This window comes from Pseudomonas frederiksbergensis, assembly GCF_001874645.1.
In the GTDB taxonomy this organism is placed as follows: domain Bacteria; phylum Pseudomonadota; class Gammaproteobacteria; order Pseudomonadales; family Pseudomonadaceae; genus Aquipseudomonas; species Aquipseudomonas frederiksbergensis_B.
The window spans coordinates 4,307,615-4,323,987 of the sequence record NZ_CP017886.1 but is presented as its reverse complement, the minus strand read 5'-3'; the positions used below and the strand labels follow the sequence as shown (position 1 = coordinate 4,323,987).

The window sequence follows — 16,373 nt, the reverse complement described above, 5'->3', positions numbered from 1 at the left end:
GATCTTTTGACCTTGATACACACAATCAAAAGATCGCAGCCTCCAGCAGCTCCTACGCCGGTTAGCGTTCTCTACGGGAGATGCTGATCCTTAATGATTGCATTGGGCTCAAGTGAATTTAAGGATGAATTAAGTGGCGCTGGTTAACCTGGTGCCACTTAAACAGCTCACCCAAGGAATGACCCCATGAAAACGCTGACTGCCCTGTTCACCGCCACTGCCCTGACCCTGACTGCCGGTTTCGCCATGGCCGATGTACGCCCGGACCTGATTCCGGGTCTGCTCAAGGACGGCACCGTGATGGACATGGAGAAGCTCAATCAGGCGGCGCTCGCTGAGCACCCGGGCAGCACCGCGGCGAACATCAAGGACACTGAGCTTGAGCACAATGCCAAGACCGGCGCTTATGAGTACAAGGTCGAAATCCGCGACGCCAAGAACCTCGAGTGGGACGTGAAGCTGGACGCCAAGACCGGCAAAGTACTGAGCAACACACAAGAGAAGTAAATCGAACAGACGTAAAAAGGCCGCACAGCCTATGGCTGTGCGGCTTTTTGCGTCTGATGGGTGTAACAGGCAACACCGCCGCGCCGTTACGCCGTCGTACTGACCAACGATCCCGACGTGCTGCTGCCTGACGCCTGCAGCGCTTGCGTCAACGCCGCCGTAGCGGTTTGCAATGAGCCCGAAATGGTTGCGACCTGCGACTGGGCGGCCGCGACTTTCGCCGCTTTGGCATCCGCGCTTTCCTGACTGGCCTGAGCGGCTTGCATCTGTTGCATTTGCTCCTGCAATTGCTTTTGCAATTCGGCGATCTGCTTGCGCAGTTCTTTCACCGTATCCGACTCGCTGCTACTGCTGCTCGAACTGCTGCCGCTCGACGCTGACGCACCACCGGCTGCGACTTTGCCACTGTCGGCGGTCGAACAACTGCCTGTCGCGGTGGTGCTTTGAGTGGTGTCGGCGCTGTCGCTGATGGCGGTCTTGCTGGTGGTCGTGGACAGAGACTGATTGATTGAGACCGATGTGATGCCGACCATGGGCGTTTCCTTCAATGAGGTTAGGAATAACCGAATCATCGACGCGCAAGACCCGCACTTGAGATCAATCGTGTACCGACACGGTTAGCGTGCCGATACACAGTCACGTTTACTAGGAGCCGAGGCGCGCCGTCACCGCGTTCAATTGCCCCGACAAACCGTGCAGGTTGTTGCTCGCGGCTTCAGTGCGCTGCACGTTGTCCAGATTGGTACTGGCAATGCTGGTGATCTCGGTCAGGTTGCGCGAAATGTCTTCGGCCACCGAGGTCTGTTCTTCAGCGGCGGTGGCGATCTGGCGGTTCATGTCGCGAATCGCCTCCACCGACGCGGTAATGCGCTCAAGCATGGCCCCGGCCTGAGTGACCTGTTCAACACTCTCCTCGCTGCGTGACTGGCCACTTTCGATGGCCTGCGCTGCGTCAACCGCGCCGGTCTGCACACTCTGGATGATCTGGTTGATTTCGATGATTGACGCCGCCGTGCGCTGGGCCAGGCTGCGCACTTCATCGGCCACCACGGCAAACCCGCGTCCGGCTTCACCGGCCCGAGCGGCTTCGATGGCGGCATTCAGTGCCAGCAAGTTGGTTTGCTCGGCGATGCCGCGAATCACTTCCAGCACCTTGCCGATGCGCCCGCTGTCGGTTTCCAGTTGGCGGATGACCGTCGCAGTGTTGGCGATTTCGCCGCGCATCTGGGTGATGGTGTGAATGGTGCCCTGCATGACCTTCTCGCCCTGTTGTGCCGACTGATCGGCATCATCGGCGGCCCGCGCCGCGTCGGCCGCATGACGAGCGACTTCCTGGGCAGTGGCAGACATTTCGTTCATCGCCGTGGCGACTTGATCGGTACGGTTGAACTGTTCGTTGGTGCCATGGGCCATCAACGTCGCAATGGAGTTCAGCTCGCCGCTGGCGCTGTCCAGATCCGAGGCGCTGCGCTGCAAGCGGCTGAAGGTCTCGGCAAGGAAATCACGCAACGTATTGGCCGCGACAGCCAGCTTGCCCAGCTCATCCTGACGATTACTCGCCACCGGCTCGGCAAAGCGGCCCTGGCTCAAATGCGCAACGTATTCAATCAACTTGCGGATCGGTTCCACCAGATTGCGGTTGACCAGCCACAGGCTGAACAGGCCAATCAACAGACCCGACGCCAACATCACCAGGATTCCCAACAGCACGGTGCGATCGGCACTGGCGCTGATCAGCGTCGATTGCTCACGACCCTGCTTGCGCAATTCGTTGACCAACTCGCTCATCTGCTCGCTGGTGGCGCGGTCCACGCCCTTGACCGCGTTATCACCTGCTGCAGAATCGGCACCGGCGGCCAGATAGGCCTCTCGACCTTTTTGATAAGCACCGCCCAGTACCCGGTGCGCATCACGCAGGCTTTCAAGGCGGGTTTTGAGTGAGGCGTCGATACCCTGTTGGCGGATCAACTCACCGAGAATGTTCTGTACGTCGCCCTGACGGTCCTCATACTGCTTCCAGTATTTGTCCAGGTCAGCCGGTTGCTTGCCGCGCAACAGGACGTTTTTCCATTCCTGAACCTGGGCCTTGAATTGCAGGTTGGCTTCGTCAATCAGTTGCGAGGTACGTAACGGGCCTTCGATCAGGCTGCGATAGTTCTGCACCCCGCTGGAGAGAAAGTGAAAACAGGCCAGGGCAATCAGCAACATCGCGATCAGGCTGCCGCTCAGCAATGCCAGGATTTGAGTTCTCAGGGATTTTTGCAAAAACATCGAGTGATACTCATGACAGGGATAAGGCTCGCACCAGTAGGGCATGCGAGATGTCCGGACCTCCCTGTCAACAACATGCGGGCCTGACACCAATGTGCCTGAGCCAACTTAAGCGTCATCGGCGCGCCCCTCGATTTCTTGAACCGATCCGACCGTCGGTAGAAACCTCGTTGCGCGACTCATCAAACTGTCACCAAACCGTCAAACAGCATGGCCATGATGCCGCTCATGTGAGCCTGTGGAACGTACGACAGGCATTTCGTCGCAAAATCAGCGGATTAAGCACTTATTGGTTCAGCACCCGCAGAATCGGGCTTCAGTTTGCTACCTTGGTGCCGACTCTTAAGAGACCCGATGCATTCAGGAGGGGGAACCGTGAATCTGTACATCAATCAGCTTCAGAAGAAAGCTGACTTCAAAAGCGCCATCTACGCTGGCGATATCTTCCTGAACACCCAGCTCAATGCAGCAAAAGAACTCTGCGCTTTTGCTCAGGAAAGCATCACCGCCGCGTTTGACGGCGAGACTGACCACCAGGCCCTGCACCGCCTGATGCCGGTGGAAGAGTTCGTCGTGCTGGTGACCCGGCTCAAAGGCCAGTTCACCAATAGCCTGCGGGCGAAAGAGTTGATCCGTGGTTTCACCGAAGAAATCGGTGCGGCCCCCGAAGCATTCATCTTCGACGTGCCGCGGATTCGTGTTGTGCCCAATTACGATTACCTGCACGCGGGTGTCAGCTACGCGTACAAGCCCCATCGTGACACCTGGTACGGCGGCGTCGACTGCCAGATCAACACCTGGATGCCGGTCTATACGATCCAGCCGGACCAGACCATGATGATCAACCCGGCGTACTTCGATAAGCCGGTGAAGAACACGTCGGCGCAGTGGAGCCTTTCCGACTGGATCGGCGTACAACGCCAGCGCGCCAAGGACAACGTCAAGGAAGAAGTCCGTCAGCACCCGGTGCCAACCGAAGACATCGACCCGGCATCCGAGATCCGCATCGCCGGCAACACCGCCGAAATGCTGATTTTCTCGGGCTCACACCTGCACGGCACGGTTCCCAATTACACCGAACAAACCCGCTTCAGCGTGGATTTCCGCCTGATGCACCTTGACGACCTGAAGCACAAGCGCGGCGCGATCAACGTCGACAGCGCGTGCCCGGATGTCGGCGCCGGCTTCAAAGACTATTTCCACGCCCACGACTTCTCGAATTTCCAAGGAATCCAATCATGACCAAGCGTCGCATTACGCCTGCCGAGGCCCAATACAACGAAACCCGCGCTGGCGTTCTCAAGCGGGTCGACGCCGAGTACGTGGCCGATGCCCCCTTCGTGTTCGCCAACCGCATCGGCGTGACCGCTGCGTTGTCGCGCATGGAGCTGTTCAAGAAGGTCGCCGAAATCCCGGGGGCGATCGTCGAGTGCGGCGTGTACAAGGGCAACTCGCTGATGCTTTACATGCACCTGTCGATGATCCTGGAACCCTACGCGATCAACCGTTCGATCGTTGGTTTCGACACCTTCGAAGGCTTCCAGAGCATCAACAAGGACGAAGACCCGGCCGACGTCAACGAGACCATGTTCTCCGACACCGACCAGTCGCTGATCCAGGACATGATCGACGCCAACGACCTGCTGCGTCCGGTCAACCGCATTCCGCGTTGCGAGCTGGTCAAGGGTGATATCTGCAAGACCGCGCCGGAGTGGGTCAAGACCCGTCCGGACCTGGTCGTGGCGATGCTGATCCTCGACACCGACCTCTATGAGTCGACCAAAGTCGCGCTGGAAACCTTCCTGCCCTACATGCCAAAAGGCGCCATCGTGGTGCTGGACGAAGTTGCCTATCGCAACTTCCCGGGCGAAACCAAAGCCCTGCGTGAAGTGTTCGACCTGAACAAGATCGAGCTCAAGCGCCTGCCGTTCGACTCCTGTGTGGGCTACTTCCACGTCTGATCGACCCCGAGCCGCCCGCCCCTCCCTCTGCGGGAGTGGGTCGGGCACCGCTCCGTTTACCCACGCTGCATGAACACCCTCGCGCCTCAGGCTACCCGCCGTTCCAGCATCCGCTCCCGCACCACGTCATACGCCCAGTGGTAGACATAGGTGTACGGCAGGAAAAACAGCAACACGCCGATGTCCAGAATCAACGCCTGCAACAGGCTGACATTCAGCCACCAGGCAATCAGCGGCACACTGACCGCGACCAGACCGCCCTCAAACAGCACGGCATGCAAGACTCGGGTTGCAGCACTGGGAACCAGTGCCAAATGCTTGAGCAGACGGTCGAACAGACCGTTGAACAGCACGTTCCAGGCCAAGGCGATCAGGCCGATGGCAATGGTTGCGACGCCCATGTCGACCATGGATTTGTCCATCAGCCACGCCAGTAACGGTGTACACAGCAAGACCGCCAGCAACTCGAAACCAATGGCCTGAAAAACACGTTCGGTAAAGGATTTGTTGGTGCTCATCATCAAGCTCCCTGGGTGAATGTGGTTGCCATCATCTACCACCACACCGATACTTCATAACCAATAACCATCGATCAAGGCGATAGTTCATGGCCTCACATGAAGTGCTGCTGGCATTCGTCCAGGCGGCGACCCAAGGCTCGTTTTCTGCGGCGGCGCGAAAACTCGGCAAGAGCCAGTCAACCATCAGCGCGGCCGTTGCCAGCCTGGAAATCGACCTGAACGTGACACTGTTCGATCGCAGCAGCCGCAAGCCCGGCCTGACCTCGGCCGGGCATGTCATGCTGCAACGCGCCGAAGACATTCTGGCCGCCACCAGCCGCCTGGAAATGACCGCCGCGCAGTTGTCCCTGGGCGTTGAAGCAAAGCTGACGGTGGCGATTTCCGACACCTATCAATCCGACCGATTTGAAGCCGCGCTGAGTGATTTCGAACAGCGCTACCCGGACCTGGAACTCGAATGCCTGATTGCCGAGTGCGACGATTTGATCGCCCTGGTGCAACGCGGTCGCGCACATATTGCCTTCGCCGAAATGCAGTCCGACTACCCGGCCGACCTGAACAGCGCGACAGTCGACGAGCGTACGGAAATTGCCTTGTTCGTTTCGACCGAACATCCGCTGGCGGCGCTGCAAAAAGTCGACAAGGAAACGTTGCAGCAGCACCGTGAATTGCGCCTGGCGACCATCATCAATCCCTACGAAACCCGTGCCCAAGGCCGGGTCTGGTCGGCGCCCAGTTATCTGATGCTGCTGGAAATGGCCCAAGGCGGTTTTGGTTGGGCGCCCTTGCCGCGTTGGTTGGTCGGGCGTTTTGGTGCGGGCTCGTTGCAGGAACTCAAGGTCCGCGGCTGGCCAAAACCGGTGTCGGTCGACGCCCTTTGGTCACGTCTGCATCCGCCGGGACCGGCGGGAAGCTGGTTGTTGGCCAAGATGCTGGAGTGATCAAAGAATCATGAGGTCCCGTAGGAGCTGGCGTAGCACCGCATTCCTGCGGCAATCACTTGAGCTCACTCAAATCTCCGAGTTTTTTGGTATGAGGGCACCCTGAGTCGTCCGGCAATAAGCCAAATCGACCGTTCAAATAAAATAAATGTCGACGGGGCAAACTGGCTAAAATCCGGGCTTCACCTTTGTCGGACCACGGACACCGCCAGTGACGACCCAACTCGTTCCCTACGAACAGCTGACACCTACTCAGCGCCAGCAACTGGAAGCCATTGAGATCCCTGCCCAGCAGAAGCAATTCTCCGGCGATATCGAAATGGCCTTGTACACCTTGTTGTCAGCACCGCGTGACGGCATCAAGGGCTTTGCCCTGCTCGTCGACGAGATCCCGGTAGCTTTCCTGCTGCTCAAGCGTCCGCCGTTCCTGCCGCACTGGGCTGACGTAAACTGCGCAAGCCTGCACGCGCTACAGGTCGATCACCGCCACCAAGGCAAGGGTTATGGCAACGCCTTCCTGCAAGCCCTGCCACTCGCCGCGCGTCAGGCCTGGCCAGAAATCAAGGGGCTGGAGCTGTCGGTGGATGCACAAAACGAATCGGCGCTCGGGCTCTATCTCAAGCAAGGCTGGGTCGACAGCGGCAACGCTTACAAAGGCCGGATCGGTTATGAGCGGCGCATGGCCCTGGTTTTCTGATCGCCCGGGCAATAACCGCATAACCGTTACAGATCCAGCGCCATTTCATGCCAGGCCATGCCGCCGTGGTCGGACGCGGAAGCCTTGAGGTAGGCGAAACCCAACCCGGCATACAGCGGAACATGCCGTTCCTTGCACATCAGGTTGATGCGGATTTTGCCCAAGTCACGCATGCGGGCAATGAACTCGGTCATCAAGCGCTTCGCCAAGCCCTGCCCTTGAAAGTCCGGATGCACCACCACCGACATGATCACCACCTGCGGTCCATCCGGGTCATGGCCAATCATCTCCTTGAACGCCTCATCAGCCATTTCCACCTGATACGCCGCCCCCGAATTGATAAAACCGGCAACGACGCCGTCAACCTCGGCCACGATAAAACCTTGCGGCCAAGTGGCAATCCGCGTGGCGATTTTCTCGCGAGTGGCCGCTTCATCCCCCTCATAGGCTTCGATTTCGATGGCGAAACAGCGGTCAAGATCAGCCCGTGTGACCTGGCGAATGACAGTCGTAGGTGAGTTCATGGCGTGGCCCGGTCAGCGAAAAAGAGGGCACGAATCATAAATTAATAAGGACTGCATATCGATCATCTTCTGGCCCGTAAAGCCTTCGTATAGCGGCTTTCTTTCGCTTAAGGTTCGGACTATTGCTTGTCCCTGTCTCTGACCATAAATAGGGAAACTCACCATGAGTAGCGTTCAGATCGGCCTTCTTATGCTGTTCACCATCATTGCTTTTGGCTTTATCACGCTGTCGATCGACGTGCTGCGAGCGCGGCGAATCGGCAAAGGCAAATAGTCCAGATGCCTGGAGGCGGCGGCGCTTGAGTGCCCCGCCTCTCAACCCGTTCAGGCAGTTTTGAGCGGCACCCAGATTTCCAGTACACCGGTATTGAGTTTCGGGTTGAAGTCTTCGCTGTAGCGTTCGAACTCCGGGGCATCGGCGACCACACGACCCGACTTCGGCAACCAGGTTTTCCAGATGTACTGAAAGGTTTGCGGCAGGGTGTCCAGCGCACCTTCGTGCTTGAACACCGCGTAGTGCTGGGGCTGTATTTCGATCCAACGGTAGAGTTCTGGCAGGTCATCCAGCTTGCTGATTTCGACACCCGCGATGTACTCAAATCCACCTTTACCGTCCGGGTTGCAGCAGATGCCGTAGGTTACTTCCCCTATTTGCCCTGGAACGTTGCCAATGTGCGGTACGAATTTCTCCCAGAGCTTGGGAATGCCTTCGGTGGTGTCCGCACTAAACCGCCCGCCCAGCCCGGCGATCAACATAAAATGCCCCGTTTCGAAGCGCGGTTCAGCGACCACGCCCTTTTTTGGATCGTCCATGTGTCAACTCCTGCAACTGAAGGTGGGTTCGGCTGCAAGTATAGAAGCCAAACCGGATTCCCCCAGTCAAGGGCCCGGAAGTTCTGCAACAGCCGCCGGGACGATAAATTCCTGATAACCAGAAACAATCACGTAGACCGCGAAATAACAGAAGATCGCTGCAGATGCCAGGTAAGAGTAGCGCAGCAGCTTGTCACCCAAGAGCTTGCCACCCTGGGTCGCCGCCAGGCACAGGGCTACGCACCAGAGCAGCCCGGCGCAGAAGAAACCTGCGAGAAACAGTGCGGCACTGGTCAGGCTGCCGCCCCCGGAACGGGCAATCAGCGTACCGCCCACCGCCGCAAACCAAAGAATCGCACTGGGCGACGACATCGCCAGAAAAATCCCACGGAAAAACTCCCGGCGATGGGAAGCGGTACTAACCTCACTCGCCTCCGCCAACATGGCGCTGTGATGAATCGCCGAATAAATCATCTTTGCCGCGAAGTACAACAGCAACGCCGAACCACCGACCCACAGCACCCAGCGCACGGCCGAGTACTGCAGCAACACCGTCATGCCGGCCAGCGCCAGCACTGCGTAAACCAGGTCGCCGACACAGGTGCCGAGCCCCAGCGCGAACCCCTGAAAATACCCGCGCTGCATGGCGAGCGTGATCATCGCAAGGTTGGCCACGCCGATGTCCAGGCACAGCGAAAGGCTCAGCAAAAAGCCGCTGGAAAACTCCATTTTTCATCTCGTTTAAAGGTGGTATTTGAGTGAGGGCCATCTTCTGCAAGAAGCGTGCGCGCGCTGGCTGATAGCGAAAACGTGCGCGTGCGATCAACAGTGTCATGGAAAATAGTTGAACCTTGCCACTGGACAATCGGCCATCAGCGACCTTATCTTCCGCCACAGGCCACCGCAGTGGCCAGCGTCGCTCGGACGGTTCCGGGCGCTTACGTTATCCGAGGCAACAATGGCCGAACAAGGTTCGCCGCGCCGCTTTGCGCGCATAGATCGACTCCCCCCTTACGTATTCAACATCACTGCCGAGCTGAAGATGGCCGCCCGTCGTCGTGGCGAAGACATCATCGACTTGAGCATGGGCAACCCCGACGGCCCGACTCCGCCGCACATCGTCGAAAAACTGGTGACCGTTGCCCAGCGCGAAGACACCCACGGTTACTCCACCTCCAAGGGTATTCCGCGTCTGCGCCGGGCGATTTCCAACTGGTACAAGGATCGCTACGAGGTCGACATCGACCCGGAAAACGAAGCCATCGTCACCATCGGCTCCAAAGAAGGCCTGGCGCACTTGATGCTCGCCACCCTCGACCAGGGCGACACCGTGCTGGTGCCGAACCCAAGCTACCCGATCCACATCTACGGCGCGGTGATTGCCGGCGCACAAGTGCGCTCGGTGCCGCTGATTCCGGGCGTGGACTTTTTCGCCGAGCTGGAACGGGCCATTCGCGGCTCGATCCCGAAGCCGAAAATGATGATTCTTGGCTTCCCGTCCAACCCGACCGCGCAGTGCGTCGAACTGGACTTCTTCGAACGGGTGATCGCCCTCGCCAAGCAGTACGACGTACTGGTGGTGCACGACCTGGCCTACGCCGACATTGTCTATGACGGCTGGAAAGCCCCGTCGATCATGCAGGTGCCGGGCGCCAAGGACATTGCGGTGGAATTTTTCACCCTGTCCAAGAGCTACAACATGGCCGGCTGGCGGATCGGTTTCATGGTCGGCAACCCGGAACTGGTCAATGCCCTGGCGCGGATCAAAAGCTACCACGACTACGGCACCTTCACCCCGCTGCAAGTGGCGGCCATCGCCGCGCTGGAAGGTGATCAACAGTGCGTCAAAGACATCGCCGAGCAGTACCGGCAACGTCGCAATGTGCTGGTAAAAGGCCTGCATGAACTGGGCTGGATGGTCGAAAACCCGAAAGCCTCGATGTACGTCTGGGCCAAAATCCCTGAAGCCTACGCGCACCTCGGTTCGCTGGAGTTCGCCAAGAAACTGCTGGCCGAGGCCAAGGTCTGTGTGTCGCCGGGGGTGGGGTTTGGTGAATACGGTGACGACCATGTGCGCTTCGCACTGATCGAAAACCAGGACCGGATTCGTCAGGCCGTACGCGGGATTCGCGGGATGTTTCGGGCGGATGGGTTGGCACCAAAAACCAACGCCAGTTAAATCATCCCCCCGTAGGAGCTGGCGTAGCTGCGATCTTTATCACATGCAGTGAACATCAAAAGATCGCAGCCTTCGGCAGCTCCTACGGGAGATTGTTCTTAAACCACCAACGACAACAACATGATGAAGCCCAGGGCCACCACCGACAGGATGGTTTCCATCGCGGTCCAGGTCTTGAAGGTTTCCGCCACGGTCATGTTGAAGTACTGCTTGACCAGCCAGAAGCCTGCGTCGTTGACGTGAGACAGAATCAACGAACCCGCGCCGGTCGCCAGCACCAGCAACTCGCGGTTTACGCCCGGAATCATCCCTACCACCGGCACCACAATGCCCGCACCGGTAATGGTCGCCACCGTCGCAGAACCAGTGGCCACGCGGATCACCGCCGCGACCAGCCAGGCCAGCAGAATCGGCGAGATCTGCGCGCTCACTGCCATGTGACCAATCACATCACCCACGCCACTGGTCACCAGCATCTGCTTGAAGCCACCGCCGGCACCGATGATCAGAATGATCGCAGCGGTCGGCGCCAGGCTGGCATCGAGCAGTTTCAGAATCTGCTTGGAGCCGATGCCCTGACGATGCCCGAAGGTGTACAGCGACAGCAGCAACGCCAGCAGCAAGGCCGAGATCGGGTGACCGATCATGTCCATCCAGGTGCGGAAGAAATGCCCGTCCGGTAGCGCGATGTCGGCAAAGGTTTTCAGCAGCATCAGGAACACCGGCAGCAGCACGGTGATCAAGGTAATGCTGAAGCTCGGCAAAGTGCTCGACTGCGGTTCGCGAGCCAGTTGATCCACCAACTCCTGATTAGGATGGCCAGGGATGTATTTGGAAATGAACGTGCCGTAGATCGGGCCGGCAATAATAGCCGTCGGCAGCGCAACAATCAGACCGTAGAGAATGGTTTTACCGATGTCGGCACCGAACACACCGATCGCCAGCAACGGACCCGGGTGCGGCGGAACCAGACCATGCACGGCGGACAGACCGGCCAGCAGCGGGATACCGATCTTGATGATCGACACGCCGGTACGGCGAGCCACGATGAACACCAGCGGAATCAGCAGCACAAAGCCGATTTCGAAGAACAACGGAATACCGACCAGGAAGGCGGCGAACATCATCGCCCACTGCACGCGCTCTTTACCGAACGCACGAATCAGGGTCTGGGCGATCTGATCCGCCCCGCCCGACTCGGCCATCATTTTGCCAAGCATGGTGCCCAGCGCGAGGATGATCCCGACAAACCCCAGCACCCCACCGAAGCCGTCCTGGAACGCCTTGATGATGGTGCCAATCGGCATGCCCGAGGTCAGCCCGAGAAAAGCGGCGGCGATGATTAATGCAATGAACGGATGAAGCTTGAACCGGGTGATCAGGACGATCAATCCGATCACGGTGATCACTGCATCAAGCAGCAAAAACGACTCGTGGGACATGCCAAACATGGGGGGGTATCTCCTGTTTGTTGTTGTTATTAAAGCGGGTTATTCAAAGGCCGTCAGGACAGCGCTATCTCTTGAAGCAAAACTCAGCTGGCGAGTTTCAAACCATGGTTGAGCCACCATGCATGGGCCTGCCGGGCGAGCTCATCGACACTGTGGTTCGAGGCATCGAGGGCCAGGGTCAAGGACTCGCCAACGGGGGATTCAAGGGTGGCGAACTGGCTGGCGATCAAGGTCGACGGCATGAAATGCCCCGGACGATGGGCCACACGATCGGCGGCGACTTCAGGGGTCAACTCAAGAAACACAAAACCCAGGCCTGGCAAGGCGCTGCGCAAGCGTTCGCGGTAACTGTGCTTGAGCGCCGAGCAGGTCAGCACCGGGCGCTGGCCAGTGGCATCGACGCGACGCAACTCGTCGCACAGGCTGTCGAGCCAGCCGGCACGGTCGTCGTCGTTCAGGGGAATGCCCGCGCTCATCTTTTCGATATTGGCGGCAGGGTGAAAGGTATCGCCTTCAATGCCGGTCGCGCCGCTGAGCAGGCACAGGGCCTCGCTGACGCTGGACTTGCCGCAGCCGGCCACGCCCATGATGACCAGGGCGGTGATGGGTTGACTCATGTAACACCTCAGCGCGCAGACAGCGCTACCTTTGCTACGTGAAACGCTAGTGCAAAAGCAGGCATTGCCGACGCCTTCTTGTCATTTTTATGGGTTGCAGCACGTTCTTTCCCAACGCCAAAAAGCAGGGATCAGGCAAACCCTGCTCAAGCATTTGCAGCCGCATTGAGACAGCGCTACCTTAGTGCCTTGAATTTTGTTTGGCAAGCCGCCCGATGACCTCCACTAAAAACGATAAAAATACCCGCACCACTGGCCGCCCTACCCTCAACGAAGTCGCCCGTCTGGCAGGCGTCAGTCCGATCACCGCGTCCAGAGCGTTGCGCGGTATCAGCACCGTCGCCACCGAACTGGTGGAAAAGGTCCAGCAGGCCGCGCTCGAACTGAACTACGTGGTCAACCCTGCTGCCCGCGCACTGGCCTCGGCCCAGAGCCATTCGGTGGTGGTATTGGTGCCATCGCTGTCGAACCTGCTGTTCATCGAAACCCTTGAAGCCATTCATCAGGTGCTGCGCCCCAAAGGCTTCGAAGTGCTGATCGGCAACTATCACTACTCCCGCGATGAAGAAGAAAACCTGCTGCGCAACTACATGGCCTATCAACCTCGCGGTCTGTTGCTGACGGGTTTTGATCGGACCGAAAGTGCCCGCCGGATGATCGAGACCAGCAACATCCCCTGCGTCTACATGATGGACCTGGACCCGGGCGCCGGCCTGAACTGCGTCGGGTTCTCGCAATTGAATGCTGGCGAAACCGCCGCACAACACTTGATCTCACGCGGCCGTCGGCAGCTGGCCTACATCGGCGCACAACTCGACCAACGCACCTTGTTGCGTGGCGAAGGCTTCCGGCGTGCATTGCAGCACGCGGGCCTGTACGACCCTGACCTTGAATTACTGACTCCGCGCCCGTCATCGGTGGGTCTGGGTGGCGAACTGTTTCTGCAGATGATGGCGAGCCACCCGCAGGTCGACGCGATCTTCTTCGGCAACGACGACCTGGCCCAGGGCGCCCTGCTCGAAGCCATGCGCCACGGGATCAAAATCCCCGAGCAAGTCGCCATCCTCGGTTTCAACGATCTGCCCGCTTCGGCGCACATGGTGCCGCGTCTGAGCAGCATCAGCACCCCGCGTGAAGCCATCGGCCGCCGCGCTGCCGAGCACATGCTGACCTTGATGGCCGGTAATACGATCGCCAAACCTGTGGTCGACATGGGCTTCGAGTTGAAGGTACGCGAGAGTACGTAGGTGTTGAGAACCCCGCCCTCGGACATTCCCGCCATCACCATAGGATGCATCTCACAGACTTGCCGGAAATGCTTGCCATCGATTTTTTTGCGCTTGTCGTAGCCTCTTTGGAGCAGCTTTTAATCGCCCCAAGGAGTCGTATGTCATGCACACGGACCCGCAAAAACAGCAATGGTTACTCTCACGCTGGAGCGAAGCCCTGGCGACCGAGGCGTTCAAGTCTCGCCAGATACATCTCGGCCATCTGGCCGATACGCTCGAGCTCAGCACCCGCGCAAGCTTTCAGCGCTTGGTGCAGGCGCTCCTGCGCGAAGGCCTGCTCAATCCCCAAGCCCTGCGAGCCGAGGGTTTATTGCATTGGCTCACGCTAACCGATGGCGCCCGGTTGTGTTTCGAAGGGCTCATCCCCGCGCGGATGAACAGCTGGGACATCCGGGGCAGCATTACCTTGCATCGCTCTGAATGTCCGGCACAAAAGCTGTTGTTTCCTTCACAGTTGCTGAGCCTGCTCAGTGCGCAACTTGACCCTTTGCCGTCGCCCGAAGTGCTCGCTCGCGTGGCCGAAGAGCTGGATGACAGCTTCTGCAACGCCACCTTGTGTCAGGCCTTTCACCACGGCTGGAGCCGGCAACTGCGTGAACAATTCAAACTCGCCGATGATGATAATCTGCTGACCTGGCTCAAGGGCACCTCCTCCCAGCCGAACCCGACATCGGTGCTTGAACAGTGGGGCACGCTGGGCCATCCCTGGCACCCGAACTACAAAACCAAACTTGGCTTGAGCCCCACTGAGGTCATTGCTTTTTCACCGGAATTCGAAGCCTGCGTGCCAGTCGTCCTGTGCGCTTTGCATCGGCAATGGGCTCACGTTGAATCGTTGAGCGAACCTGAGCATTACCGCGACTGGTGGCAAGGGCATTTCCCGCTCGCGGCCGAGCAATTGATCGGGTGCCTGCGGGCCAGCGGCCTGGACCCGGATGACTACCTGCCCCTCCCCGTCCATCCGTGGCAAGCCGCAAAGGAACTGCCGCGCTCGTTTGCTCGCGAGATTGCCGACCGCCTGCTGGTTGTGACCACCATCATTGCGTTCAACGGTCAGCCCACCATGTCGTTTCGCACCCTGGCGCCCAATGCGGGCCGCTGTTCACCGATGGTCAAACTGCCGGTGGCGCTGCGACTGACCAGCGTGCAACGCACCCTTTCACCACGTTCGGCGCGCATGGGGCCAAGGGTCAGCAGTTTAGTGCTGCGAATACTCAAGCAGGAGCCGCAGGTTCGTGCCGTATTGAACATCGTGCCGGAACGTATCGGCGTGCATTACGCGCCGCAACCGCCCGATGACCAACGCTCCCGGCACCTGGCAGTGCTTTACCGGGACGACCCGTCGAGCGTGTTGCAGCCAGGTGAAATGGCCGTGCCCGTTGGCAGCCTGTTCGCCCTTGATGAACACGGACAACCGTTGCTGCGCCAGTGGGTCAGGTTAGCCCAAGGGGGCGACAGCAGACCCGAACTGCTGCGTTTTTTCCGTGACTATCTGTCGATCGCCGTTCCCGGACTGCTCGGTATCTACCTGATCTACGGGGTCGCCTTCGAGGCGCACCAACAGAACAGCTTCATGATCATGAGTACCGAGGGACAGTTGAGCCGACTGATGGTGCGTGACTTCGGCGACATCCGGATTCACCGCCAGACCTTGCACCGACAAGGCCTCGACCTTCAGCTGCATGACCCACAGATGACGCTGTATGACGATGCGGACTTTGTACGTGACAAACTCTTGCACACCACCTTCATGTGCCATCTCGGGGAGCTGGTTCTGCTCTGTGCCCGCCATTGGAAGATGCCAGAAGAAGCGCTTTGGAATGAGTTGGCTATTCAGGTCAGTGACTGCTTTGACAACCTGCGTGAACGGGTCGAACCACAGCGCTGGGCCATCGAGCGTCTGGCGTTGCTGGAACAGGACTGGCCGGCCAAATCCTTCCTGCGCATGCGCTTGCTCGACAGCACGCTCGACATCGTGGGTCGCTTGAATAACCCGCTTCGCCTGCACTCGTAAAATGCTCGGGAGAACAGCCAACAGGGCTTTCGATCAAGTATCAGCACTTGATCGAGAACCCTTTTTAGTTGCAAGGCGTTTTAATTGAGTTGCAACGTTGAGTTGAACTGACTGATGGCGTCCACCACATGCCGTGAACCCTGCTGAATTTCCAGGATCACCTCTCCCGCTTCATTTGCCAGTTCCACGCCAAGCCCGGTACGGCTCAAACTTGATTGCATGCTCGAAACTGCGCTCAAGGACAAATCGTGGTTCTTGCGCACCACGTCTACAATTTCCACCGTTGCCTGGCTGGTACGTGCGGCCAGGCTACGGACCTCGTCGGCAACGACCGCAAACCCTCGTCCATGTTCGCCCGCCCGCGCAGCCTCGATAGCGGCGTTGAGTGCCAGAAGATTAGTCTGCTTGGCGAGCAATTCAGCATCGCTGATGCCTATCTGTTCACCGTGCGGCGGTGGACTTCCTTGTTTGATATCGACCTGAAGCAATGGCCACCACTGGAACGTTTTCAGGCGCGGATTGGCTCACGGCCTGCCGTGAGCCAGGCGCTGGCGGCGGAAGTGGCGCACGCCTGAAGATTGATCACCG

At 58.8% G+C, this 16,373-nt stretch carries 16 protein-coding genes and 2 pseudogenes; 9 read left to right on the top strand and 9 right to left on the bottom strand.

Annotated features, from left to right (window positions below; genetic code table 11):
- Nucleotides 1-186: 186 nt before the first annotated feature.
- Nucleotides 187-507, top strand: a complete 321-nt coding sequence (locus tag BLL42_RS20685; protein ID WP_071553745.1) for a PepSY domain-containing protein — start codon at nt 187-189, stop codon at nt 505-507.
- 86 nt (nt 508-593) lie between these two features.
- On the opposite strand, the gene BLL42_RS20680 is transcribed toward BLL42_RS20685, so the two are convergent.
- A complete protein-coding gene (locus tag BLL42_RS20680; protein ID WP_071553744.1) occupies nt 594-1,040 on the bottom strand; it encodes a hypothetical protein in 447 nt (148 codons plus the stop codon).
- A 112-nt stretch (nt 1,041-1,152) separates the two neighbouring features.
- Nucleotides 1,153-2,778, bottom strand: a complete 1,626-nt coding sequence (locus BLL42_RS20675) for a methyl-accepting chemotaxis protein (RefSeq protein ID WP_071553743.1) — start codon at nt 2,776-2,778, stop codon at nt 1,153-1,155.
- Nucleotides 2,779-3,153: 375 nt separating this feature from the next.
- Here BLL42_RS20675 and BLL42_RS20670 point away from each other — a divergent pair, with 375 nt between their 5' ends.
- Nucleotides 3,154-4,020: a 2OG-Fe(II) oxygenase family protein gene (locus tag BLL42_RS20670; protein ID WP_071553742.1), complete on the top strand. Its 867-nt coding sequence runs from the start codon at nt 3,154-3,156 to the stop codon at nt 4,018-4,020.
- The gene (locus BLL42_RS20665) at nt 4,017-4,739 is read left to right on the top strand and encodes a TylF/MycF/NovP-related O-methyltransferase (protein ID WP_071553741.1); all 723 of its coding nucleotides are present in this window, start codon (nt 4,017-4,019) and stop codon (nt 4,737-4,739) included. Before BLL42_RS20670 ends, BLL42_RS20665 begins: the two co-directional genes overlap by 4 nt.
- An 86-nt stretch (nt 4,740-4,825) precedes the next feature.
- Here BLL42_RS20665 and BLL42_RS20660 read toward each other — a convergent pair whose 3' ends face one another.
- The gene (locus BLL42_RS20660) at nt 4,826-5,257 is read right to left on the bottom strand and encodes a multidrug/biocide efflux PACE transporter (protein WP_071553740.1); all 432 of its coding nucleotides are present in this window, start codon (nt 5,255-5,257) and stop codon (nt 4,826-4,828) included.
- An 89-nt stretch (nt 5,258-5,346) separates the two neighbouring features.
- Here BLL42_RS20660 and BLL42_RS20655 point away from each other — a divergent pair, with 89 nt between their 5' ends.
- A complete protein-coding gene (locus BLL42_RS20655) occupies nt 5,347-6,201 on the top strand; it encodes a LysR family transcriptional regulator (protein ID WP_071553739.1) in 855 nt (284 codons plus the stop codon).
- A 211-nt stretch (nt 6,202-6,412) separates the two neighbouring features.
- Nucleotides 6,413-6,898, top strand: a complete 486-nt coding sequence (locus tag BLL42_RS20650; protein ID WP_071553738.1) for a GNAT family N-acetyltransferase — start codon at nt 6,413-6,415, stop codon at nt 6,896-6,898.
- Nucleotides 6,899-6,924: 26 nt separating this feature from the next.
- Here BLL42_RS20650 and BLL42_RS20645 read toward each other — a convergent pair whose 3' ends face one another.
- From BLL42_RS20645 to BLL42_RS20635, 3 genes are all read right to left on the bottom strand, one after another.
- On the bottom strand, nt 6,925-7,422 hold the full coding sequence (locus tag BLL42_RS20645; RefSeq protein ID WP_071553737.1) for a GNAT family N-acetyltransferase: 498 nt from the start codon (nt 7,420-7,422) through the stop codon (nt 6,925-6,927).
- Between the two features lie 324 nt (nt 7,423-7,746).
- On the bottom strand, nt 7,747-8,235 hold the full coding sequence (locus BLL42_RS20640; protein ID WP_071553736.1) for a GyrI-like domain-containing protein: 489 nt from the start codon (nt 8,233-8,235) through the stop codon (nt 7,747-7,749).
- 66 nt (nt 8,236-8,301) lie between these two features.
- The gene (locus BLL42_RS20635; RefSeq protein ID WP_071553735.1) at nt 8,302-8,964 is read right to left on the bottom strand and encodes a LysE family translocator; all 663 of its coding nucleotides are present in this window, start codon (nt 8,962-8,964) and stop codon (nt 8,302-8,304) included.
- 229 nt (nt 8,965-9,193) lie between these two features.
- Here BLL42_RS20635 and alaC point away from each other — a divergent pair, with 229 nt between their 5' ends.
- Complete coding sequence (gene alaC, locus BLL42_RS20630; RefSeq protein WP_071553734.1) at nt 9,194-10,414, top strand: alanine transaminase; 1,221 nt, start codon at nt 9,194-9,196, stop codon at nt 10,412-10,414.
- Nucleotides 10,415-10,512: 98 nt separating this feature from the next.
- Here alaC and BLL42_RS20625 read toward each other — a convergent pair whose 3' ends face one another.
- Both BLL42_RS20625 and BLL42_RS20620 read right to left on the bottom strand, forming a co-directional pair.
- The gene (locus BLL42_RS20625; RefSeq protein ID WP_071553733.1) at nt 10,513-11,865 is read right to left on the bottom strand and encodes a GntP family permease; all 1,353 of its coding nucleotides are present in this window, start codon (nt 11,863-11,865) and stop codon (nt 10,513-10,515) included.
- An 83-nt stretch (nt 11,866-11,948) separates the two neighbouring features.
- Nucleotides 11,949-12,482 (bottom strand): gluconokinase, encoded by a 534-nt coding sequence (locus BLL42_RS20620; RefSeq protein ID WP_071553732.1) that lies wholly within the window; start codon nt 12,480-12,482, stop codon nt 11,949-11,951.
- Between the two features lie 215 nt (nt 12,483-12,697).
- Here BLL42_RS20620 and gntR point away from each other — a divergent pair, with 215 nt between their 5' ends.
- Nucleotides 12,698-13,729, top strand: coding sequence for an HTH-type transcriptional regulator GntR (gene gntR, locus BLL42_RS20615; protein ID WP_071553731.1), 1,032 nt, complete (start codon nt 12,698-12,700; stop codon nt 13,727-13,729).
- A gap of 145 nt (nt 13,730-13,874) precedes the next feature.
- Entirely contained in the window at nt 13,875-15,785 is a 1,911-nt protein-coding gene (locus tag BLL42_RS20610; protein WP_071553730.1) for an IucA/IucC family protein, read from the top strand.
- Between the two features lie 80 nt (nt 15,786-15,865).
- Here the strand turns inward: BLL42_RS20610 and BLL42_RS20605 are convergent.
- Nucleotides 15,866-16,198 (bottom strand): annotated as a pseudogene (locus tag BLL42_RS20605) (methyl-accepting chemotaxis protein); the annotation flags it as partial.
- Here BLL42_RS20605 and BLL42_RS30540 point away from each other — a divergent pair.
- Nucleotides 16,187-16,360: pseudogene (locus BLL42_RS30540) on the top strand (glutathione binding-like protein); the annotation flags it as partial. The pseudogenes BLL42_RS20605 and BLL42_RS30540 sit on opposite strands and share 12 nt — an antisense overlap.
- Between the last annotated feature and the right edge of the window lie 13 nt (nt 16,361-16,373).